Origin of the sequence: Gordonia sp. LUNF6, assembly GCF_047041125.1 — a bacterium.
In the GTDB taxonomy this organism is placed as follows: Bacteria; Actinomycetota; Actinomycetes; order Mycobacteriales; family Mycobacteriaceae; genus Gordonia; species Gordonia sihwensis.
Genome location: NZ_CP178181.1, coordinates 3,164,163 through 3,184,274, shown reverse-complemented (window position 1 = coordinate 3,184,274; position 20,112 = coordinate 3,164,163). Strand labels below are relative to the sequence as shown.

19 protein-coding genes are annotated in these 20,112 nt (G+C 68.2%); 12 read left to right on the top strand and 7 right to left on the bottom strand.

Going from position 1 to position 20,112, the window contains the following annotated elements; translation table 11 throughout:
* Positions 1–113: 113 nt before the first annotated feature.
* Together ACK8HH_RS14870 and ACK8HH_RS14865 are read right to left on the bottom strand one after the other, a co-directional pair.
* Entirely contained in the window at positions 114–1,286 is a 1,173-nt protein-coding gene (locus ACK8HH_RS14870; RefSeq protein ID WP_278124888.1) for a YgfZ/GcvT domain-containing protein, read from the bottom strand.
* A 29-nt stretch (positions 1,287–1,315) separates the two neighbouring features.
* Complete coding sequence (locus tag ACK8HH_RS14865; protein WP_039867115.1) at positions 1,316–2,173, bottom strand: SDR family NAD(P)-dependent oxidoreductase; 858 nt, start codon at positions 2,171–2,173, stop codon at positions 1,316–1,318.
* A 126-nt stretch (positions 2,174–2,299) separates the two neighbouring features.
* Here ACK8HH_RS14865 and ACK8HH_RS14860 point away from each other — a divergent pair, with 126 nt between their 5' ends.
* From ACK8HH_RS14860 to cydC, 5 genes are all read left to right on the top strand, one after another.
* Entirely contained in the window at positions 2,300–3,154 is an 855-nt protein-coding gene (locus ACK8HH_RS14860) for an aminodeoxychorismate lyase (protein WP_006895725.1), read from the top strand.
* A 98-nt stretch (positions 3,155–3,252) separates the two neighbouring features.
* On the top strand, positions 3,253–4,812 hold the full coding sequence (locus ACK8HH_RS14855) for a cytochrome ubiquinol oxidase subunit I (RefSeq protein ID WP_006895724.1): 1,560 nt from the start codon (positions 3,253–3,255) through the stop codon (positions 4,810–4,812).
* Between the two features lie 12 nt (positions 4,813–4,824).
* Positions 4,825–5,868 (top strand): cytochrome d ubiquinol oxidase subunit II, encoded by a 1,044-nt coding sequence (gene cydB / locus ACK8HH_RS14850; RefSeq protein WP_278124884.1) that lies wholly within the window; start codon positions 4,825–4,827, stop codon positions 5,866–5,868.
* Entirely contained in the window at positions 5,865–7,592 is a 1,728-nt protein-coding gene (gene cydD, locus ACK8HH_RS14845) for a thiol reductant ABC exporter subunit CydD (protein WP_278124882.1), read from the top strand. Before cydB ends, cydD begins: the two co-directional genes overlap by 4 nt.
* Positions 7,582–9,234, top strand: coding sequence for a thiol reductant ABC exporter subunit CydC (cydC, locus tag ACK8HH_RS14840; protein WP_412475301.1), 1,653 nt, complete (start codon positions 7,582–7,584; stop codon positions 9,232–9,234). The genes cydD and cydC overlap by 11 nt, the downstream gene beginning before the upstream one ends.
* A 10-nt stretch (positions 9,235–9,244) precedes the next feature.
* Here the strand turns inward: cydC and ACK8HH_RS14835 are convergent, their stop codons facing one another.
* A complete protein-coding gene (locus ACK8HH_RS14835; protein ID WP_006895720.1) occupies positions 9,245–9,862 on the bottom strand; it encodes an FABP family protein in 618 nt (205 codons plus the stop codon).
* 322 nt (positions 9,863–10,184) lie between these two features.
* On the opposite strand from ACK8HH_RS14835, the gene ACK8HH_RS14830 reads away from it, so the two are divergent.
* Together ACK8HH_RS14830 and ACK8HH_RS14825 are read left to right on the top strand one after the other, a co-directional pair.
* Entirely contained in the window at positions 10,185–10,880 is a 696-nt protein-coding gene (locus ACK8HH_RS14830) for a 3-oxoacid CoA-transferase subunit A (RefSeq protein ID WP_006895719.1), read from the top strand.
* A gap of 50 nt (positions 10,881–10,930) precedes the next feature.
* Positions 10,931–11,539: a 3-oxoacid CoA-transferase subunit B gene (locus ACK8HH_RS14825; protein WP_411815888.1), complete on the top strand. Its 609-nt coding sequence runs from the start codon at positions 10,931–10,933 to the stop codon at positions 11,537–11,539.
* A 46-nt stretch (positions 11,540–11,585) separates the two neighbouring features.
* Here ACK8HH_RS14825 and ACK8HH_RS14820 read toward each other — a convergent pair whose 3' ends face one another.
* The 4 genes from ACK8HH_RS14820 to ACK8HH_RS14805 all read right to left on the bottom strand — a co-directional run bounded on the left by ACK8HH_RS14820 (position 11,586) and on the right by ACK8HH_RS14805 (position 15,146).
* Positions 11,586–12,572: a hypothetical protein gene (locus ACK8HH_RS14820; protein WP_062365943.1), complete on the bottom strand. Its 987-nt coding sequence runs from the start codon at positions 12,570–12,572 to the stop codon at positions 11,586–11,588.
* Positions 12,573–12,773: 201 nt separating this feature from the next.
* Positions 12,774–13,079: a DUF1416 domain-containing protein gene (locus ACK8HH_RS14815; protein WP_045538354.1), complete on the bottom strand. Its 306-nt coding sequence runs from the start codon at positions 13,077–13,079 to the stop codon at positions 12,774–12,776.
* A gap of 48 nt (positions 13,080–13,127) precedes the next feature.
* A complete protein-coding gene (locus ACK8HH_RS14810; protein WP_006895709.1) occupies positions 13,128–13,955 on the bottom strand; it encodes a sulfurtransferase in 828 nt (275 codons plus the stop codon).
* Positions 13,956–14,231: 276 nt separating this feature from the next.
* On the bottom strand, positions 14,232–15,146 hold the full coding sequence (locus tag ACK8HH_RS14805; RefSeq protein ID WP_412475300.1) for a DUF2993 domain-containing protein: 915 nt from the start codon (positions 15,144–15,146) through the stop codon (positions 14,232–14,234).
* A 92-nt stretch (positions 15,147–15,238) separates the two neighbouring features.
* Between ACK8HH_RS14805 and ACK8HH_RS14800 the strand changes: the two genes are divergently transcribed.
* From ACK8HH_RS14800 to pstA, 5 genes are all read left to right on the top strand, one after another.
* Positions 15,239–15,982, top strand: coding sequence for a response regulator transcription factor (locus tag ACK8HH_RS14800; protein ID WP_346075111.1), 744 nt, complete (start codon positions 15,239–15,241; stop codon positions 15,980–15,982).
* A gap of 37 nt (positions 15,983–16,019) precedes the next feature.
* Positions 16,020–16,946: a mycothiol synthase gene (mshD, locus tag ACK8HH_RS14795; protein WP_278124870.1), complete on the top strand. Its 927-nt coding sequence runs from the start codon at positions 16,020–16,022 to the stop codon at positions 16,944–16,946.
* A 135-nt stretch (positions 16,947–17,081) separates the two neighbouring features.
* Positions 17,082–18,152: a phosphate ABC transporter substrate-binding protein PstS gene (pstS, locus tag ACK8HH_RS14790; RefSeq protein ID WP_045539831.1), complete on the top strand. Its 1,071-nt coding sequence runs from the start codon at positions 17,082–17,084 to the stop codon at positions 18,150–18,152.
* 53 nt (positions 18,153–18,205) lie between these two features.
* Positions 18,206–19,228, top strand: a complete 1,023-nt coding sequence (pstC, locus tag ACK8HH_RS14785) for a phosphate ABC transporter permease subunit PstC (protein WP_412475299.1) — start codon at positions 18,206–18,208, stop codon at positions 19,226–19,228.
* Between the two features lie 11 nt (positions 19,229–19,239).
* Entirely contained in the window at positions 19,240–20,112 is an 873-nt protein-coding gene (pstA, locus tag ACK8HH_RS14780) for a phosphate ABC transporter permease PstA (RefSeq protein WP_006895703.1), read from the top strand.

Genomic DNA, 20,112 nt, shown 5'->3' with positions numbered 1-20,112 from the left:
TTCGTTAATAGTTTTCGTACCGACAGTCTAGCGCGGAGTACGGATTAAGTCTCATCGCCTGACCGTCGAACATCGAAAACGCTCGAACCAGCGGCTTCCCGTGGCCGCACGTGTCAGCCGCGGCCCCGCAGACGGTCGACGGCGGCGCGGCCGGGCGGCACTTGGTCGTCGGGCGTGTACAGCACGGGGTCGATGCGGGCGGTCGCGGAGGTGTCGGGCGAGGCGGCATCGCCGACGACGAGTTCGGCGTCGGCCGGAACGTTGCGCTTCACCAGCGCGAGCGCGATGGGACCGTTCTCGAAGTGATCGACGACGGTGCCGACCCGGCCCACGGTCCGGCCGCCGGCGCTGACCTGATCGCCCGTCGCCGGGCGGTACGCGGAGCTGCCGTCCAGATGCAGCAGCACCAGCCGCCGCGGCGGGCGTCCCAGGTTGGCGACGCGGGCGACCGTCTCCTGACCGCGGTAACAGCCTTTGTCCAGATGCACGGCGCCGGCCTCGTCGGGGCCGCCGATCCAGTCCACCTCATGCGGAATCGTCCGCTCGTCGGTGTCGATGTGCAGGCGCGGTCGCAGGGCGTTCACCCGCAGCGCTTCGTAGGCCCACATGCCGGCCGGCGCGGCGCCCGCCTCGGTCAGCAGTCGCCACCACTCTCGGAGATCGGGTTCGGGGACGATGAGATCGACCACAGGTGTCGAGCCGTTCTCGCCGATCCGCGGCATCACGCGCCAGAAGCCGAGCGGCTCGTCGTCGTGACGGAGCTCGGGCAGGTCGCCGGCCTGGTAACGCTCGGCGTCGGGCGGGAGCGCGATCGCCTCGGCGACCGGGCCGGTGAGGATGTCGGGACCCAGCAGGGTCAGCACCGCCATGTCGGGGCGCGCCGTCGGCGTCACCTTGGCCCAGAAGACCATTCTGGTCAGGAATTCGGTGAGCGCCTGACCTCGCGCGGCCTCGGTGTCGATCCATGTGGTCTCGTCGATGTCGGTGAGGACGAAGTGGTCCTCCACCCGTCCGTTGCCGTCGAGCGAGAGGTCCTCGGCACTGCGCCGATCGCCGAGCGCGGTCAGATGCTGCGAGGAGATGGTGTGCAGCCAGGTGAGCCGCTCCGGGCCCGACAGTTCGATCACGGCGCGATCGGAGCGGTCGACAATGGCCGCGCCGCGTGTCGCCGCCCGTTGCTCGCCCAGCGGGTCGCCGTAGTGCCAGGCCACGCCGGGACTCGGGTCTCCCTCCGGAGTGGGGACGGCACTGGGATGCGAATTGAGGATCGGCGACACGGAGGTCATGTCCCGAGTGTACGAGGCCGCCCGCTGGTTCAGTCGATGACGGCAGAGGAGAATTCGGGTGGGTCGCCGAGGAAGGGCCGATGCGACGGGGGAGTGCTGCCATCGACGTCGGTGATCCCGTACTCCTGCGCGAGCTCCGCAGCCACCAGCACCCGCCCCGAGTACTTCATCCGGTCCCGATCGCGGGACAGTGCGTCGATCACGCGTCCCGGGAACTCCACCGACTCGGCGGTCGCGACCAGCCCGTCGTAGAGGTCGGGCCGGGCACTGAAGGCGGCCATGTTCACCTCGGTCTTGAGCAGCCCCATCCACAGCGAGACGACGGCGACGTCGAAGGGCTTGAAGTCGACAGCCATGTCGTGCGCCATCTTGTCGACGGCGGCCTTCCCGGAACCGTAGGCCGGACCGTGCATGTAGCAGGTGCCGCCGAACGAGGAGGTGTTGACGACGAGCCCGCCGCCGGACTCGGTGAGGAGCGGCGCCGCGTAGTAGGTGGCGACATAGGTGGAGCGCAGGCCGACGCCGTGCAGGCTCAGGAGGTCGAGTCCCTTGGTCCAGAACGGTCCCTTGTCGGTGAGCCCGGCGGGCAGGGCGATGGCATTGTTGACCAGGACGTCGAGCCGTCCGTGGTCGTTGCCGATCCGGTCGAAGAGGGCTTGGACCCGAGTGTCGTCGTCGTGGTCGACGGCCACCGCGATTCCCGTCCCGCCGCGCTCATCGATCTCAGCCGCGGTCTGGGTGATGGTGCCCGGCAGACTGGTCTGCCCGGCGGCCGTGGTGCGTCCGGTCACGTAGACGGTGGTACCCGGCTGTGCGAGCGCGAGGGCGATTCCCTTGCCCGCTCCCCGGCTGGCGCCGGTGACGACGACGATCCGTTCATTGCTCATCTGTCGGTGGTACCCGGTGTCGGACGCATTCGCCAAGGGATTCTCCCGATGAGCGGAATGTCGGCACGCAGATTCCGGCGCGCGGAATTCAGCCGGCCGCACGCCGTTCCATGACATCGTTGTCGCATGCAAGTCGTCCTTGTGTCGCCTGAGGGCGAGGTCGCTGACCCGGATTCACCCGTCCTGCACGCGGACGATCTCGGAATCGTGCACGGCGACGGGCTCTTCGAGACCATGCTCGTGCGCGAAGGGCGAGTCTGCGGGCTCGACCGGCATCTCGCGCGGCTCACGGCGGCCGCGCCCGTCGCCGGCCTGCCCGCGCCGGATCCGGGGCGAATCGAGGCGATGGTGCGCACGGGCGTCCGCGAGTGGCGGTCGGTCCATGCCGGTGAGGGCATGCTGCGGCTGGTGTACACGCGTGGACGCGAACACGATCCGTCGGGTGATCCGACCCTGTACCTGACGATCGCGCCCGTCCCGGACCGCGTCGAGTCCGCTCGGCGGCACGGCGTCCGCGCGCTGACGCTGCCGACCGCGTATCAACCCGGGCTCGCCGCCACGTCGCCGTGGCTGCTCTCCGGGGTCAAGTCGCTCAGCTACGCCGCCAACATCGCGGCCCTGCGTCACGTCCGCGGACTGGGCGTCGACGACGCGATCTTCGTCTCGGCGTCGGGCACGGTGCTGGAGGGTCCGCGCAGCACGGTGGTCGCGGTGATCGACGGCGCACTCGTGACGCCGCCGCGCGACGACGGCGTGCTGCCCGGAACCACACAGGACGCACTGTTCGAACTCGCCGAGAGCGAAGGGATCGGGACGGACCAGCGGCCGTTGACCGTCACGGAGGTGTACTCCGCCGACGAGGTGTGGCTGCTGTCGTCGGTCACCCTCGCCGCGCGTGTGCGCGAACTGGACGGGCGGGCCTGCGGAGCCGGATCGGTGATCGACGTCGCTGATCTGGTGCACAGGTCAGCGGGGTCATAGGCCCAAAGGCCGTTGCCTGCATCACGCACGCTTTACAACTGAACAAGGGCTACTACCGTGTGTAGTAACGCCCATCCTCGGGACGAATTGAGGTCGCAGTGAGTGTTGTAGACATATCCAGATGGCAGTTCGGTATCACCACCGTCTACCACTTCATTCTGGTGCCGCTGACGATCGGCCTCGCGCCGCTCATCGCGATCATGCAGACGGTGTGGCACCGCACCGGCAACGAGCAGTGGCTCCGGGCCACCAAGTTCTTCGGCAAGATCTTCCTCATCAACTTCGCCCTCGGCGTCGCGACCGGCATCGTGCAGGAATTCCAGTTCGGCATGAACTGGAGCGAGTACAGCCGGTATGTGGCCGACGTCTTCGGCGCACCGCTCGCCCTCGAAGGGCTGATGGCCTTCTTCCTCGAGTCCACGTTCATCGGTCTGTGGATGTTCGGCTGGGGACGGCTCTCGCGCCGGCTCCATCTGGCGTGCATCTGGCTCGTCGCGATCGGTGTCAACGCCTCCGCCTACTTCATCATCGCGGCCAACTCGTGGATGCAGCACCCGGTCGGCGTCGAGTGGGATCCCGAACGCGGACGGCCCGCGATGAACAACTTCATCGCAGTGATCACCAACAACACCACGCTCGTCGCGTTCCCGCACGTCATCATGGGCGCCCTGCTGACGGCGTCGACGGTGGTCGCCGTGGTCGGTCTCTGGTGGATGGCGCGCAACACCTACCGCGCGTCGAAGATCGAGGAAGCCGCCAAGATCGGTGACGAGTCGATCATCCCGGCGACCACGTCGCCGAGCCAGGTCGGTGCGTCGCCGGAGAAGCTCCGCCACGACAACGCCACCCTGTGGAGACCGGTGAGCATCTTCGCACTCTGGGTGATCATCGGCTCGGGACTGGGATTGTTCATCACCGGCGACATGCAGGGCCAGCTCATGTTCAAACAGCAGCCGATGAAGATGGCCGCGGCCGAGTCGCTCTGCGAGACCGAGACCGGAGCGTCCTTCTCCGTGCTCAGCATCGGACGGCAGAACAACTGCGACAACATCGAGCACATCATCACCATTCCGAACATGCTGTCGTTCCTGTCCGACCACAGCTTCGACTCCGAGGTGAAGGGCGTCAACGAGCTGCAGAAGCAGTACCAGGAAGCGCTGAACATGCCGGGCCAGAACTTCGCGCCCAACCTGTTCGTCACGTACTGGAGCTTCCGCGCCATGATCACCTGGGCGCTCGGCTCAGTGGTCGTCGCCTTCGGCGGACTGTGGTTCCTGCGGAAGAAGCGCACGGAGGTTCCGAGGTGGTTCGGGCGTCTGGCGCTGTGGACGCTGCCGACTCCGTTCCTGGCGAATGCGTCCGGCTGGATCTTCACCGAGATGGGCAGGCAGCCGTGGGTGGTCGTCCCCAACTGGGCCGACGCCGACGGAGATCCGCTCAGGATCCACATGCTGGTGCAGGACGGTGTCTCGAACCACACACCGCCCATGGTGTGGGCCACGCTGATCGGGTTCACGCTGCTGTACGGCGCGCTCGGGGTGGTCTGGTTCTACCTCGAACGGCGCTACGTGATCGAAGGTCCCAGCGACAAGGACGCCGCAGCGCCCGACGTCGGCTCGGACGACGACGAATCCGCCGAACTCTCGTTCGCGTACTAAGAGGAGCATCCGATGAGTCTTGAGAACTTCTGGTTTCTGGTCATCGCGGTCCTGTTCACGATGTACTTCGTCCTCGAGGGCTTCGACTTCGGCGTCGGCATGCTGATGTCCTTCCTCGGACGACGCTCCGAGCCGGACGGCGACAAGCGCAGGCGAGTGCTGCTGAACACCATCGGACCGGTGTGGGACGGCAACGAGGTGTGGCTGCTCACCGGCGGCGGCGCGCTGTTCGCGGCCTTCGGCGGCTGGTACGCGACGATGTTCTCCGCGTTCTACCTGCCGCTCTTCCTGATCCTGATCGGCCTGATCGTGCGCGTGGTGGCCATCGAGTGGCGGGGCAAGATCAACGACCCGCGCTGGCGCTGGTGGTGCGACTTCGGCATCGGACTCGGATCGTGGATCCCGGCGATCCTGTGGGGCGTGGCATTCGCGAACGTGGTGCGCGGACTGCCGATCGACGCCGACCACCAGTACACGGGCGGCTTCTTCAACCTGCTGAACCCGTACGCGTTGCTCGGCGGCGCGACCACCCTGCTGGCCTTCCTCACTCACGGTGCGGTCTTCGTCGCGCTCAAGACCGCCGGGCAGATGCGTGACGATGCGCAGACCTTCGCGGCCCGGCTCGCCGTGCCGACCGCCGTGGTCGCAGCGGTGTTCCTGATCTGGACGCAGCTGGCGTACGGGCACGCCTGGACCTGGGCGATCGTCGTGGTGGCCGCTGTCGCGGCGGTGGGCATGGTGATCGCGACGGCCGCACGGCGCGAGGGCTGGGCGTTCGTCGCCACCTGCATCGCCATCGCCGGAACCGTGGCGATGCTCTTCGCGTCGCTGTTCCCCGCGGTCCTGCCGTCCACCACGGACGCCGCGTACGACCTGACGATCGCGAACACGTCGTCGAGCCACTACACGCTGGTCATCATGACGTGGGCCGCGGCGATCATGACACCGGTGGTCATCGCCTACCAGGCCTACAGCTACTGGGTCTTCCGCAAACGGCTGTCGGTGGACCAGATCCCGCCGTCGGTGGGCCTGCCGCTGCAGAGCTCCGGTAAGTGACCGAGCCCCGGACCACGTCTCGTCGCCGCCCGCCGCTCGACCCGCGACTGCTCCGCGCGTCGCGGTCGGCGCGGCGGTACGTCGTGGCCTCGGCGGCGTTCGCGATCGGCAACGTCGTCGCGGTGGTCGCCTCGGCCATCGCCCTGGCCGGCCTGCTGTCGGAGGTGATCACCGATCCGGCGGCGCGCGGGTTCGCTGCTCAGTCGGTGCACCTCACGGTGCTCGCGGTGGCACTGACCGCCCGCGGCGCGATGAGCTACTTCGGTGATCGGGTGAGCCGGCGCGCCGCTCACGCGACCATCGACGAACTGCGCGTCGCAGCGCTCGACACTCTCACCGATCCCGGGCAGACGAGTCCGCGGCGGTTGCTCGACGAGCGCGAGCACGCGCTGACGGTGGTGCTGCGCGGACTCGACCGGCTCTCCGACTACCTGTCGGGGTATCTGCCGGCCCTGCTGTCGACGGTCGTCATCACCCCGCTCATCGTGGTGGTGGAACTGTGGACCGACCCGATCTCCGGCGTCATCATCATCGTGACCCTGCCGCTCATCCCGGTGTTCATGGTGCTCATCGGACTGGTCACACGAGACCGCACCCGGCGGAAGCTGGCGGCGATGAGCCGGCAGAACGCACAGCTGGTGGACCTCATGACCGGATTGCCGACGCTGCGTGCGCTCGGTCGTGCACAGGGGCCGGCGGGGCAGGTCGCCGAGCTGGGGGAGCGTCTGCACCGCAGCACGATGGGTTCGCTGCGGATCGCCTTCCTCTCCGGGGCCGTCCTGGAACTTCTCGCCACTCTCAGCGTGGCCCTGGTCGCCGTCAGTATCGGATTGCGGCTCGTCTTCGGTGAGATGAGCCTGTACGCGGGAGTGCTCGCATTGGTGCTGGCGCCCGAGGCCTACCTGCCTCTGCGCCAGATCGGCGCGCAGTTCCACAACGCCGAGGACGGTGTCGCGGCGGCGGATGACGTTCTCGATCTCATCGAGTCCGGACGCGCTGCTTCGCGTGGAACAGCGCGCGCAGCCGCGAGCGGCGAGGCCGAGGCGAGCAGTCGGCCCGGTGAGGTCGGCGTCACGGTAGAACTCGATCGGCTCGGCATCCGCGGCCGCGACGGCTGGGCGCCGCGGGGCTTGTCGGCGACGGCGCGGCCCGGAGAACTCACCGTCTTCACCGGCCCCAACGGCGCGGGCAAGTCGACCGTGCTGGCCGCGGTGCTCGGACTTCACACGCCCGACGAGGGGCGGGTGCTGATAGCCGGTCGCGACCTCGCCTCGCTCGATCGGGACGCCCACTACGGTCGGCTGGTGTGGCTGCCGCAGCATCCGGTGATCGTCCCCGGAACCGTGGCCGAGAACCTGGATCTGTTCGGCGAGCTGCCGAAGGAAGCCGTCGCCGAAGCGATGCGCGCCTCGGCCTTCGACGAGGTCCTCGCCGATCTGCCCGACGGAATGGACTCGGTGCTCGGCTCCGGCGGCGCCGGACTGTCGGCGGGCCAGCGACAGCGACTGGCGCTGACCCGAACGCTGGCCTCACCCGCGCCGCTGCTGTTGCTCGACGAGCCGACGGCGCATCTCGACGAGGGCACCGCCGGCCGGGTGATCGCCGCACTCGTCGACCGCGCGAGAGCAGGCGACACGGTGATCGTCGTCTCGCATCAGAAAGGCGTTCTGTCGGCGGCCGACGCGGTGGTCGACTTCGCGAAGGAGCTCTCCGATGGCCGCTGACCGCTCGCGCGATCCGATGCTCGCCGCCCTCGCCTTCGCCGGGATGCGCGGGCGCGTTCTGGTGATCCCGATCCTGCTCGGCGCCGCCGGAGCGCTCTCGGCGCTCGGGCTGGCGGCACTGTCCGCCTGGCTGATCACGCGCGCGTGGCAGATGCCACCGGTGCTCTACCTCTCTGTCGCGGTCACCGGGGTCCGGGCGCTCGGCATCTCACGCGGCGTGTTCCGCTACGTCGAACGGCTCGCCACGCACGACGTGGCACTGGCGGCGATGGCCGACGCACGCACACGGATGTACCGGGCGCTGGCGCAGGGCTCGCCGGGCTACACCGTCGGCCTCCGGCAGTCGGAGCTGATGGCGCGTACCGCCGACGACGTCGATGAGATCGGCAGTGCGGTGATCCGCGGGCTCGTCCCGATGGCGGTCGGGGCGGTGACATCGGTGTCGGCCGTGGCGATCATGGCCTTCGTCTCGATTCCCGCCGCGATCGTGCTCGCGGTCGCATTGCTGGTGAGCGGTGTGCTCGCGCCTTGGCTGGCCGCGCGCGGGGCGGCCGATAAAGTCGCTGCCGCGGCGCGCGCCCGCGACGATGTGGTCGAAGCCACGTCGTCACTGCTGTGGCACGGCCCGGAACTGGCGGTCGCGGGGGTGCGCCGATCCGTGCTGGGGACGGTCGCCGCAGCCGATCGCCGTGCCGCGGACGCCGAGAACGCCGGTATGCGCCGGCAGGCGGCGGCCCAGGCGGTGACGCCGATCTCGATGGGCGTGAGCGTGGTCGCTGCGGCGATCATCTCGGTGCAGCTGGCGTCCGGGCTTCCCGGATCGCTGGCCGACGTCGCGTCGGGCACGGGTGTGACGCCGATGGTCTTCGGCATCCTGTTGCTTCTGCCGTTGTCGTCGTTCGAGACGACCGCACCGCTCACCGAAGCCGGCATGGCGTGGGAGAGCGGCCGCCAGGCCGCTCGGCGGGTGCTGGCACTCGTCGACGGGGCATCCGACGGTGACCGCGAGGCCGCCGACCCGGTCGTCGACCCGCGTCCGGTGACTCTGGCCGCGGAGTCACTGCAGTGGGGATGGACCACCCCGCTGGGGGAGACGGACGACTTCCGCGTGGGCCCCGGGGAGCGTCGGGTGGTCGTCGGACCGAGCGGTGTCGGCAAGTCGACGCTGCTGATGACCTTGGCGGGGCTGCTCCCGCCGCTGTCCGGGACGGTGAGCGCCGGCCCCGGGGAACTACGCGAGCACGTCTGCTACTTCGCCGACGACGCGCACGTCTTCTCCACCACCGTCCGGGAGAACCTCCATGTGGCACGCGGCGACGTCTCCGACGACGAGATGCGCGCAGCGCTCGAGAGGGTGGGGCTGGGTGAGTGGCTCGGCGGTCTGCCAGACGGGTTGGGAGAGAAGCTGACCGGTGGGGGCGGAGCGTTGTCGGGCGGTCAGCGGCGCCGACTGCTGCTGGCGCGGGCCCTGCTGCACCCGGCTCCGGTGGTGCTGCTCGACGAACCGACCGAACACCTGGATGCGGGCGATGCGGAGCGACTGCTGTCGCTCATCTGCGGTGATCTCTTCGGCGAGCGCGCCGTGGTGGTGGTGACGCACCAGGACGTGTCACGGATCGACGTGCCGGTGGTGCGGTTGTGAGACCCGAGGGTCAGCCGACGACGCGGCGGAGCTTCGCGGACAGTCGCGGCGTCAGTTCGCCCTCGGCGTCGACGCGCTCCTCCACGTAGGCGAGGTCGCCGTCGGGGACCAACCCGAACAAGCGCTTCGCTCCGCCGGTGTGCGACCCGGTCTCGGAGCGGATGGTGACGTCGGTGGTGAGATTCCACGACGTCTGAGTGAGCGGACGGCCGTAGTAGAGCTCGATGGAGCCCTCGGCATGGGTCAGCAGCAATTCGATCTCGTCGTCCTCGCTGATCCGCCAGAAGCCGGACTCCCGGAGGTCGGGCCGCACGTACGCGCCGTCGTCGTCGATGACCCAGGATCGGGCCTGCCAGACGAGGTAATTGCCGCCGTCGTGCGAGACGATGATCTGCTGACCGAACTGATAGTCGTCGCCGGTCACCGGATCGTGCCCTTCGCCCTGTCCCTCCCAGACACCGACCATCGGCAGGAGAGCGAGCAGGCCGGAATGGAGATCGGGACCCTCGCGGAGGTTGGCGGTGTCCGGAGGAACGGGCAGATCGCCGACCGGCGTCAGGTTCTTACCTGCGGTCTGCTGAGCGCGTTGCTCGGCGTCGGAGATCGCTTCGTTCCCGGAGCGCGTCATGACTCGTCGTTGACCAGTCGGTAGACGGTGTACAGCGCGAACCAGATGATCAGCAGCGAGGCCAATCCGAGCAGGATTTCAAAGAAGAGGACCACGCTGCCGATAGTACCGCGCGCCGGTGGCGTCACCGAAACGAGTCGTCCGACTGCTTCCTAGATCACAGTGGTCGCCACGCTCGCCGAATAGTGAAATCCATCAGGTATCAATAGTGCCTCAATGAGTAATTGCCAGTCTGAATCGGGAGGCATAGCGTCGTAGGGGTAGCACTCGGACCGCCGGAACGGAACGCGTCCCGACGGCCGACCGACCGAGGAGGGCACCAGTGAGCGCCACCGTCTTCTGCGGAGACGTCGACGAAGCCGTGGCCGGCATCGCCGACGGGTCCACCGTTCTGATCGGCGGATTCGGACTGGCGGGTATGCCGTTCGATCTGATCGACGCGCTGATCCGGCAGGGGGCCACAGACTTGACGGTGGTGAGCAACAATGCGGGCAACGGCGACCACGGACTCGCCGCGCTGCTCGCGGCCGGCCGGGTCAGGAAGATCCTCTGTTCCTTTCCCCGGCAGTCGGACTCCTGGGTCTTCGACCGCCTGTACCGCGCGGGCGAGATCGAGCTCGAAGTGGTGCCGCAGGGCAACCTCGCCGAACGGATGCGGGCGGCCGGTGCGGGTATCGGTGCGTTCTACTGCCCGACGGCGGTCGGCACTCCGATCGCCGAGGGCCGGGAGACCCGCGAGATCGACGGTCGGACGTATCTGCTGGAGTACCCGATCAAGGGCGACGTCGCTCTGATCGGCGCGCACCGCAGCGACCGCGCGGGCAACCTCGTCTACCGGAAGACCGCACGCAACTTCGGGCCGGTCATGGCCGCGGCCGCCGCGACCACCGTCGTCCAGGTGGACGAGGTGGTGCCGGTCGGCGGCATCGATCCGGAAACCGTCGTGACGCCCGGCATCTACGTCGACCGGGTGGTCGCGACTCCCACTCGCCGATTCGCCGTGGAGGGCGCACGATGACCGATCGACTGATTCACGCTTCCGGGGCGCTTCGGATGGCCGACGCGCCGATGACGAAGGAGCGTCTCGCCGCGCGTATCGCCGCCGACATCCCGGCCGGCTCCTACGTCAACCTCGGCATCGGTCAGCCGACCCAGATCGCCGACCATCTCGACCCCGGCGCCGGAATCACCCTGCACACCGAGAACGGGATGCTCGGGATGGGGCCGCAGGCGACGGGTGACGATGTGGACCTCGACCTCACCAACGCGGGCAAAGTACCCGTCACGGAGTTGCCGGGCGCCTCGTACTTCCACCACGCCGACTCGTTCGCGATGATGCGGGGCGGTCACCTCGACGTATGCGTCATGGGCGCCTTTCAGGTCTCCTTCGGCGGCGACCTGGCGAACTGGAGCACCGCTGCGCCGGACGCGATCCCGGCGGTCGGCGGAGCGATGGACCTCGCGATCGGCGCCAAGCAGGTGTTCGTGATGATGACTCTGTTCGCCCGCAACGGTGATCCGAAGATCGTGCCGCAGTGCACGTACCCGCTGACCGGACTGTCGTGCGTCGATCGCGTCTACACCCCGGAGGCCATCATCGACGTCGGGGACGACGGCGCACAGATCGTCGAGACCTACGGTGTCGATCCCGTGGAGCTGCTGGACCGGTTGACGTAGCTCTCGTCGGAGAGTGCGGCTGTCCGCTCAGTTCGCGCGGGTCCGCTCAGTCGCTCACCGAGCGGAAGCCGCTCGCTTGAGCGGATTCCCATTCGCGTACACCGTAGGTCGGTAGGTGCTGCTGGAGGAGCCGCACCAGCGTGCGCTTCTGAAGATGCTCCCATCGCCATCGGACGACGCCGAGGCCCAAGCCGCGAAGAGCATCCTCTCTGATCTTCTCGCGGATCACGATGTCGCCCGCGTCCTCGTCCGTGTCGATGACCTCCCTGCGGTACTTGCCGAATCCGTCGAACTCGCCGATGACCAGTCCGTCCCAGTCGTAGTCGCAGATCGCGAGATGCCCATCGGGCAAGACGTACTCCGACTGCAGCTTCGGCGCGGGGACACCGGCTTCGATCATCTGTGCCCGGCTCCACGACTCCCCGGGGTTCGCTGACAGCCCGCTCGCGAGGCTCAGTGCGAATCTGGCTCTGGCGACACCGCGCCGGGGCATCGCGAGTCGTCGTTCCAGGTCGGCTCGGGACACTCCGGCGCGTAGCGCACCGTCGAAGACCGTCAGGATCTTGGCGAAGTCGGTCTGGCTGAGCGCGACGTCGACGGCGGTGCGGGGGAGATTCGTCAGGCGCAGTCGGCCGATTTCGATGACGTCGTCGTCGGCGACCAGACCCGAATGGATCATCCGTTCCCTGGTGCTGTTGCCGCCGCCGCTCCGGCCGTTGGTGAGGTGAACGAGCCGCCGATCGGGGAGCAGCAGGTCCAGCCCGAGGATCGCCGCGGCCGACTGATGGCTGACGACTCGACCGTCGCTTTCGCGACGGGCCGCTGCGGCTCCTGCCGCCAGACATCGGAACCGATAGTGCTGACGGGCCGCTGCGCTGGGCTCGGCGGGATACGCGCTCGCCAAGGCGAAAGCGCCGCGCCCGACGTCGTAGATCCGGCGTTCTCGACGGGCCTGTCTCAGCTCCAGCTCGGTGACACCGCAGTCGAGGGCGTCGGCACGCCAGATCAGTCCGTGTTCGTCGATAGGCCACATATGAATTGGACGCAGGCGCCGACGCATCGGTTCCGTTGTTCGCGACGTGGCGGGGTATTCGCTCAGTTGAGCGGTGAACGCGCGGTGAGGGAGCGAGCGTCGGCCGGTGAACTGAGCGGATGCTGCGTAGATTGCCGCACAGACGACGAGGCCCCGGTCAGCAGCAGCGGACCGGGGCCTCGTCGAACAGCTACGCGCGAATCACTTCGCGACGGTGACGTCCTGGTTGTGGACGCCCGGCCCCTCGGGCGAGACGGTCACGTCGCCGTTGCCCTGCGAGCTCAGCGCGCGCAGAGTCCAGGTGCCCGGGGCGGCGAAGAAGCGGAAGTCGCCGGTGGCCGAGGCGACGACCTCGGCGGTGAACTCGCCGGTGCCGTCGAGCAGACGGACGAAGGCGCCCGCGACGGGGTTGCCCGAACCGTCCACGACCTGACCGGTCAGGACGGTCTCCTTCTCAGTGTCGACGCCGGCGGGGAGGGTCTGACCCTGCTTGGGTGCTGCGCACATGTCACTAGTCCTCTCAGAGACTGTCGATGGGGGAGTTTGCGGGGCGGCTCAGCGCTCGATCGGAGCGCCGACCAGCGAGCCGTACTCGACCCAGCTGCCGTCGTAGTTCTTGACGTTCTTCTTGCCGAGCAGTTCCTGAAGGACGAACCAGGTGTGGCTGGAGCGCTCGCCGATACGGCAGTAGGCGATGGTCTCCTTGGCGTCGTCGAAGCCCTTGTCCGCGTACAACGCGGTGAGATCTGCGTCGGACTTGAAGGTCCCGTCCTCGTTGGCGGTGGTCGACCACGGGATGTTGATGGCGCCCGGAACGTGACCGCGCTGCTGCGCCTGCTCCTGCGGCAGGTGCGCCGGAGCGGCGATCTTGCCGGAGAACTCGTCGGGGCTGCGGACGTCGACGAGGTTCTTGGAACCGATCGAGTCGATCACCTCGTCGCGGAAGGCGCGGATCGAGTTGTCGGCGGCCTGGGCGACGTAGTCGGTGGCCGGGCGGGTCACAGCGTCGGCGCTGAGCGGACGGCCGTCGAGCTCCCACTTCTTGCGGCCGCCGTCGAGCAGACGGACGTCCTTGTGACCGTAGATCTTGAAGTACCAGTACGCGTACGCGGCGAACCAGTTGTTGTTTCCGCCGTACAGGACGACGGTGTCGTCGTTCGCGATCCCGCGCTCGCTGAGCAGTGCGGAGAAGCGCTCGGCGTCCAGGAAGTCGCGACGCAGGCCGTCCTGCAGGTCCTTACGCCAGTCGAGGCGGATGGCGCCCGGGATGTGGTTGCTGTCGTAGATCGAGGTGTCCTCATCGACCTCGACGAACACGACCTTGTCGGTGTTGAGGTTCTCTTCAGCCCAGTCAGCGCTGACGAGCACATCGGAGCGTGCCATATTTCGGTTCCTTTCGAAATGATCACCGCGCGCGGCGTGAGGCCGCGCCAGACGGCGAGTTCGTCGCACTGGGCGACGGGTGTTCCGGGCCGGGGACGGCGGTCGTCTGCGACGAGACGGTGGAGGATGCGGCTGAGATCGTCAGCGGTGCATCACACCCGGTGCGTCACCGGCAAGCGACAGCAGCAGTCGACGACGCGACAGAGGTCGATCGCCAGTCGGCGGGTGAGCATCAGCCCACGTCGGTGCTGCATGGACCCGACCCTACAACAGAAATCAGGGCCTGCTCGGGAGCGGTTTCGCGTAGTCGACGGCGCGCACCGACACCGGTCCGGTCTCGCTGACGGCCACAAGGTCGCTTCCCCTGCTCAGGGCATGTTTCGCGGTGGTTCCCCAGGCCATCTGGAGGGCCGGAAGAGTGGTTGAAAACCTTTTTAATACCGCTGATCGAAATTCCTCTGGGACGTCGGCGGAGTAGTGCTCCTCGGGTCCGGTGTAGAAGTCGGTGGCTTCGATGCGGACACGGCCGTCGACCACCGACACGCGAGCCTTCACGCTCACCTTGACCTTCGGCGCGGTGTACTTCGCGGCCGACGGGGGATAGCCGTTCTGCGTCTCCGGCGAGCCGGGCAGAGGGACGGTTCCGCTCAGCATGATGCCCTCGGTGCGCTCGAGCAGGCCGTCGCCCGGCCCGCCGCCGCCCACTTTGTCCTCGGGAGCCGGGGTATTGATGTAGAGATCGACGATCCCCATCAGCCGTCCGAGGGTGGGGGAGTTGATTCGTGTCTCGGTCCGCATCGACTGCGCCCGCAGCTCCGTCCGCGGGCCCAGATCGCCGGTGGGGCCGAGGTCGGTGCTCTGCAGCCGAGCGTCGACTGTCGAGGTGCACACCGGCACGCCGGAGCAGCCCTCGATCGGGACGCCGTCGGCGCTGATCAGCACCGAGCTGAAGTTCCCCTCAGAGCGGTGCGCGAGGAACGGGAAGCCGGCCATGATCACATCCGGTTCGAAGGGGACTCCGGGTGAGGCCTGGACGGCGCGTGCGAGGCGGTGCTCGGCGCGGGACGCCGCGAAGTCGTCGGCGATCAGCGCCAGGACGCCCACGACGACGAGGACGACTGCGATCCAGGCACCGATTTGCAGGTACCGGCGGGACGCGGGTTTCGGGGGGTCGTGGGCGGTGAGGAGCATCGGCGCTATTCTGTCATCTGATAACCGGGTGCTGCGACCAGCGTCGATCGACAGCCCACAGTGCTGAGGCCACGACGAGATCGGAGTGGTGTGTGGACCTGTTGCTGCTGACCGAAGAGCAAACTGCCGAAGCCGTCCTGGGATCGCTCTCCCTGCTGTCCCATCAGGTGGCCGTGCTGCCTGCCCAGACGTCCTCGCTGGTGCAGCTGGGCGAACCACAGGTGATCCTGGTGGACGCGCGCAGCGATCTCGCGGGTGCGAGAACCATGTGCCGGCTGGTGTCGGACACCGGCACCGCCCCGGTGGTGGCCGTCGTCGGCGAGGGCGGACTGGTCGCGGTGAACGCCGATTGGGGCGTCGACGACTTCCTGCTGCCGACCACCGGACCCGCGGAGCTCGACGCCCGGCTGCGCCTGGTGTCGACGCGCGTGACCGGTGGCGTGGACGAGCAGCCGGACAAGGTGACGCTGGGCGAGTTGGTGATCGATGAGTCCACCTACACGGCCCGATTGCGGGGCAAGCCGATCGATCTCACGTACAAGGAGTTCGAGCTGCTGAAGTTCCTCGCGCAGAACGCGGGCCGGGTCTTCACCCGGGCCCAACTGCTGCACGAGGTGTGGGGTTACGACTACTTCGGCGGCACCCGCACAGTCGACGTCCACGTCCGGCGTCTGCGAGCCAAACTGGGCAGTGATCACGAGTCACTGATCGGCACGGTGCGCAACGTCGGCTACAAGGCTGTGCGGCCGACGCGCCGGGGCGACCGCGACGCCGGCGACGGAGCCGAGCAGGGCGAGACAGAGCTGCACGACACCGAGCAGGACGAGACAGGGTAGGACGAGTGGTCGCCGGCTGCCGATACATTGGACTGTGATGAATGAGCAGATCCGGCACCGCGTCGTCTCCGACTCCCTGACCGCCGACGACTCGGCGTTCGCGCGCGAGGTGTGCGAACGCGCCGAACGCGTCGACGGTATCGCGCCGCTCGCCGAGCAGGCGCGCCTCGCGATCGACTCGGGGGCGGACCTGCATGTCCTCACCGATCATGGATACGCCAACGTCCTCGCGGCGCGCGACGGCGGTGCGGCGATGGTGGAAGCGGTGGTGGACCCCGACCACCGGGGCCACGGGGAGGGTCGTGCTCTCGTGGACGCCGCCCTGACCGCCGCCGGCGATCTGCCGGGCTCGGAACCGCCGCAGGTGTGGGCGCACGGCGACCTGCCCGCAGCCGCCGCCGTCGCCGCGGCACTCGGTCTGGTACGTGCCCGCGAACTGCTGCAACTGCGCAGGCCCGTGGCACAGCCGCTGCCCGATCTCCCCCGGCGCGAGGACATCGCGCTGCGTACGTACGCGGGACCGTCCGACGACGCGGAGATCCTCCGGGTGAACAACGACGCCTTCTCCTGGCACCCGGAGCAGGGCGGATGGACGCTGCGCGACATCGCCGCCCGCACCGGCGCGGACTGGTTCGATCCCGACGGTGTATTCCTGGCGTTCGACGCCGCCGACCCGGACGTCCTGCTGGGATTCCACTGGACGAAGATCCATCCCGCCGCCGACGGAGCCGCGCCCCTCGGCGAGGTGTACATCGTCGGCGTCGACTCCGCCGCGCAGGGCCGTGGCCTCGGCGCGCTGCTGACGCTCGCCGGCCTGCGCTATATGGCCGACCTGCGCCCCGGCGGCCGCGGGCTCGACGAAGTGGAGTTGTACGTCGAGGGCGACAACTCTGCGGCGTTGCGCACGTATTCGCGGCTCGGATTCACCCGGTACACCGCCGACATCGCCTATCGCCGGGGCTGAACCCGGCGTCAACCAGCCGTTCATTTTCGTGCCCGGACTGTTACCCGGGCCGTCACTCGCCGGTCGCTCTGTCCTAACCGGGCGTCGATAGTTTCGCCTCGATACCTGAACAGATCGAAAGGCACCCCGACTCCCATGAGCGCGTCACCGAAGCTCGTCCGCACCGCAGGCGCCGCCGTTGCCGGCATCGCCGCGGCCTCCCTCGTCCTCACCGCGTGCGGTGACGGCGACTCCTCGTCCGGCACCGTCACCGGTGAAGGGTCCACGGCCCAGCAGAAGGCCATGGAGCACTTCTCGCAGGTCCTCACCGACAACGGCGGCGTCATCCTCGACTACACGGGCTCCGGCTCCGGCGACGGAATCAAGAAGTTCATCTCGGGCGACGTCGACTTCGCCGGCTCCGACTCGCCGCTCAAGCCGGCTGAGGCCGCCGACGCCAAGAGCCGGTGCTCGGGCAACGAGGCCTGGCACCTGCCGCTGGTCGCGGGGCCGGTCGCGATCGCGTTCAACCTTCCCGGTGTGGAGAAGCTGAACCTCAACGCGCCCGTACTCGCGAAGATCTTCGACTCCAAGATCGCCAAGTGGAACGATCCCGCGATCGCCGCGCTCAACCCGGGCGTCAAGCTCCCGGCCACGACCATCGTGCCGGTGCACCGCAGCGACAGCTCCGGCACCACCGACAACTTCACGCGCTACCTGAACACCGCCGCACCGGCCGACTGGCCGTACGAGCACAGCAAGGAGTGGGCCGGCCACGGCGGCTCGGGTGCCTCGAAGTCGACCGGCGTCGGCGACACGGTCAAGAAGACCGAGGGCTCGATCAGCTACGTCGAGTGGGGTTTCGCCACCGAGAACGAGCTGAGCGTGGCGGCCGTCGACTTCGGCGCCGGACCCACTCAGCTGACCAAGGACACCGCCGCGAAGGCTCTCGACGCGGCTCAGTTCGTGGACCCGTCCAGCAAGAACCTGGTGGTCGACACCGACGCCCTCTACCGACTCAAGGAGACCGGCGCCTACCCGCTGGTGCTCACGACCTACGAGATCGTGTGCTCCACCGGCTACTCGGACTCGGCGGTCTCCGACAACCTGAAGTCCGCGTTCACCACGATCCTGGACAAGGGCCAGGACGGCCTCGACAAGCTCGGTTACGTCCCGCTGCCTGAGGCCTTCCAGGCCAAGCTGCGCGGAACGATCAACGCGCTGTGACTCGTTCGGACACTCCCGTGACCTCCCGCGCAGATGCCGACGGGGACCCGGCCGTGTCCGAAACGCCCGTGGCCGGCGGAACCCCGTCGCCGCGGGCGGCCGGTGAGCGATTGCTGACTGCCGAGTCGGGCCCCGCGCCCGGCTCGGCGGTCAGCCGTCTCGGCGACCGCGTCATGTCGTCGCTCGCCACCGGCTCGGGCCTGTTGGTCTCGATCGTCATCGGGCTGATCGCGCTGTTCCTGCTCGTTCAGGCGGTCCCTGCGCTCGCGAAGAACACCGTCGGCTTCTTCACATACACCGGGTCGTGGGTGGTGGCGGGCAGTGAGATCGAGTTCGGCATCCCTCAGCAGCTCTACGCGACGGTGCTGGTGTCGGTGATCGCACTGGTGATCGCGATGCCCGTGGCGCTCGGCGTGGCACTGTTCGTCAGCGAGTACGCGCCCAAGCGGCTCGCGACGGTGATCGCGTACGTCGTCGACCTGCTGGCCGCGATCCCGTCGATCGTGTACGGCCTGTGGGGAATCCTGGTGCTCGGTCCGGCGATGGTGGGGCCGAACCAATGGCTGGTCGATCACCTCGGCTTCCTCCCGTTCTTCCGGCAGCCGGCGAACGTCGCGAACATGTCGACCGGCGGCACCCTCCTCACCGCGGGCATCGTGCTGGCGATCATGATCCTGCCGGTGATCACCGCGGTCACCCGCGAGGTCTTCGCGCAGACGCCGCGAAACCAGCGTGAGGCCGCCCTGGCCCTCGGCGCCACCCAGTGGGAGGTCGTGCGATACGCGGTCCTGCCCTTCGGCCTCTCCGGCTACATCAGCGGCGCCATGCTCGGACTGGGCCGTGCGCTGGGCGAGACGATGGCGCTGCTGCTGATCATCTCCACGGCCGGACCGATCAACTTCAACCTGATGGAGAGCGGTCAGACGCTGGCGACCGTGATCGCGAACAACGCGGCCGAATTCGACTCGCCGATCAAGACCGGCGCCTACATCTCAGCCGGTCTGGTCCTGTTCGTCTTGACCTTCCTCGTGAACGCCGCGGCCCGCGGTGTGATCGCGCGCAGGGTTCGAGGCTGAGGAATCACGATATGGAACTGACACAACTCTCGCCGCGCCGGAAGGTCGCCGACACGACCGTGCGCGGCGCGGTGATCGCCGCGGTGGCCGTGGCGGTGCTTCCGCTCGGCTGGCTGGTGTACACGCTGATCGCCCGCGGCATCGGACCGGTGCTCGACATCGACTGGTGGACGCGATCGGAACGCTACGGCGGCGCGGCCAACGCGATCGTGGGGACGCTCGTACAGACGGCGATAGCGGCGGCCGTCGCGATCCCCTTGGGCGTGCTCGTCGCCGTCTATCTCGTGGAGTACGCGGACACCGGGAAGAGGCGCGGACGGTTCTCGCTCGTGCGCGTCACCACCTTCATGGTCGACGTGCTCTCGGGTGTGCCGTCGATCGTCGCCGCGTTGTTCATCTACGCGGTCTGGCGGACCACCCTCGATCTTCCTCGTTCCGGCTTCGCGGTGGCGCTGGCGCTGGTGCTGCTGATGGTGCCGCTGGTGGTCCGGTCCACCGAGGAGATGCTCAAGATCGTCCCGCAGGACCTTCGCGAGGCCGCATACGCGCTCGGCATCCCGAAGTGGAAGACGATCCTTCGGGTGGTGCTGCCCACGGCGATGTCGGGGATTATCACCGGGATCATGCTGGCGGTGGCCCGCGTCATGGGCGAGTCGGCTCCGGTGCTGATCCTGGTCGGCGCCACCCGGGCGATGAACCCGAATCCGTTCTCCGGCAACCAGCAGTCGTTGCCGCTCATGATGCTGCAGGAATACAACAAGGGGCCCAGCGGCTACGAGACCGTCTGGGGCGCCGCGCTGACGCTGGTGATCGCCGTCGCGATCGTCTACGTGCTCGCACGAGTGCTGTCACGGTTCACCGGGCCCCGAATGGAGAGAAGCTAG

Excerpts from the sequence above, each read along its gene's own strand:
- pstA (WP_006895703.1), top strand. The coding sequence starts at position 19,240 with ATGGAACTGACACAACTCTCGCCGCGCCGGAAGGTCGCCGACACGACC.
- ACK8HH_RS14810 (WP_006895709.1), bottom strand. The coding sequence starts at position 13,955 with ATGGCACGCTCCGATGTGCTCGTCAGCGCTGACTGGGCTGAAGAGAAC.
- ACK8HH_RS14860 (WP_006895725.1), top strand. The coding sequence starts at position 2,300 with ATGCAAGTCGTCCTTGTGTCGCCTGAGGGCGAGGTCGCTGACCCGGAT.
- mshD (WP_278124870.1), top strand. The coding sequence starts at position 16,020 with ATGAATGAGCAGATCCGGCACCGCGTCGTCTCCGACTCCCTGACCGCC.
- ACK8HH_RS14805 (WP_412475300.1), bottom strand. The coding sequence starts at position 15,146 with ATGCTCCTCACCGCCCACGACCCCCCGAAACCCGCGTCCCGCCGGTAC.
- cydB (WP_278124884.1), top strand. The coding sequence starts at position 4,825 with ATGAGTCTTGAGAACTTCTGGTTTCTGGTCATCGCGGTCCTGTTCACG.
- ACK8HH_RS14825 (WP_411815888.1), top strand. The coding sequence starts at position 10,931 with ATGACGAAGGAGCGTCTCGCCGCGCGTATCGCCGCCGACATCCCGGCC.
- ACK8HH_RS14870 (WP_278124888.1), bottom strand. The coding sequence starts at position 1,286 with ATGACCTCCGTGTCGCCGATCCTCAATTCGCATCCCAGTGCCGTCCCC.
- cydC (WP_412475301.1), top strand. The coding sequence starts at position 7,582 with ATGGCCGCTGACCGCTCGCGCGATCCGATGCTCGCCGCCCTCGCCTTC.
- ACK8HH_RS14820 (WP_062365943.1), bottom strand. The coding sequence starts at position 12,572 with ATGTGGCCTATCGACGAACACGGACTGATCTGGCGTGCCGACGCCCTC.
- ACK8HH_RS14835 (WP_006895720.1), bottom strand. The coding sequence starts at position 9,862 with ATGACGCGCTCCGGGAACGAAGCGATCTCCGACGCCGAGCAACGCGCT.
- ACK8HH_RS14865 (WP_039867115.1), bottom strand. The coding sequence starts at position 2,173 with ATGAGCAATGAACGGATCGTCGTCGTCACCGGCGCCAGCCGGGGAGCG.
- pstS (WP_045539831.1), top strand. The coding sequence starts at position 17,082 with ATGAGCGCGTCACCGAAGCTCGTCCGCACCGCAGGCGCCGCCGTTGCC.
- ACK8HH_RS14815 (WP_045538354.1), bottom strand. The coding sequence starts at position 13,079 with ATGTGCGCAGCACCCAAGCAGGGTCAGACCCTCCCCGCCGGCGTCGAC.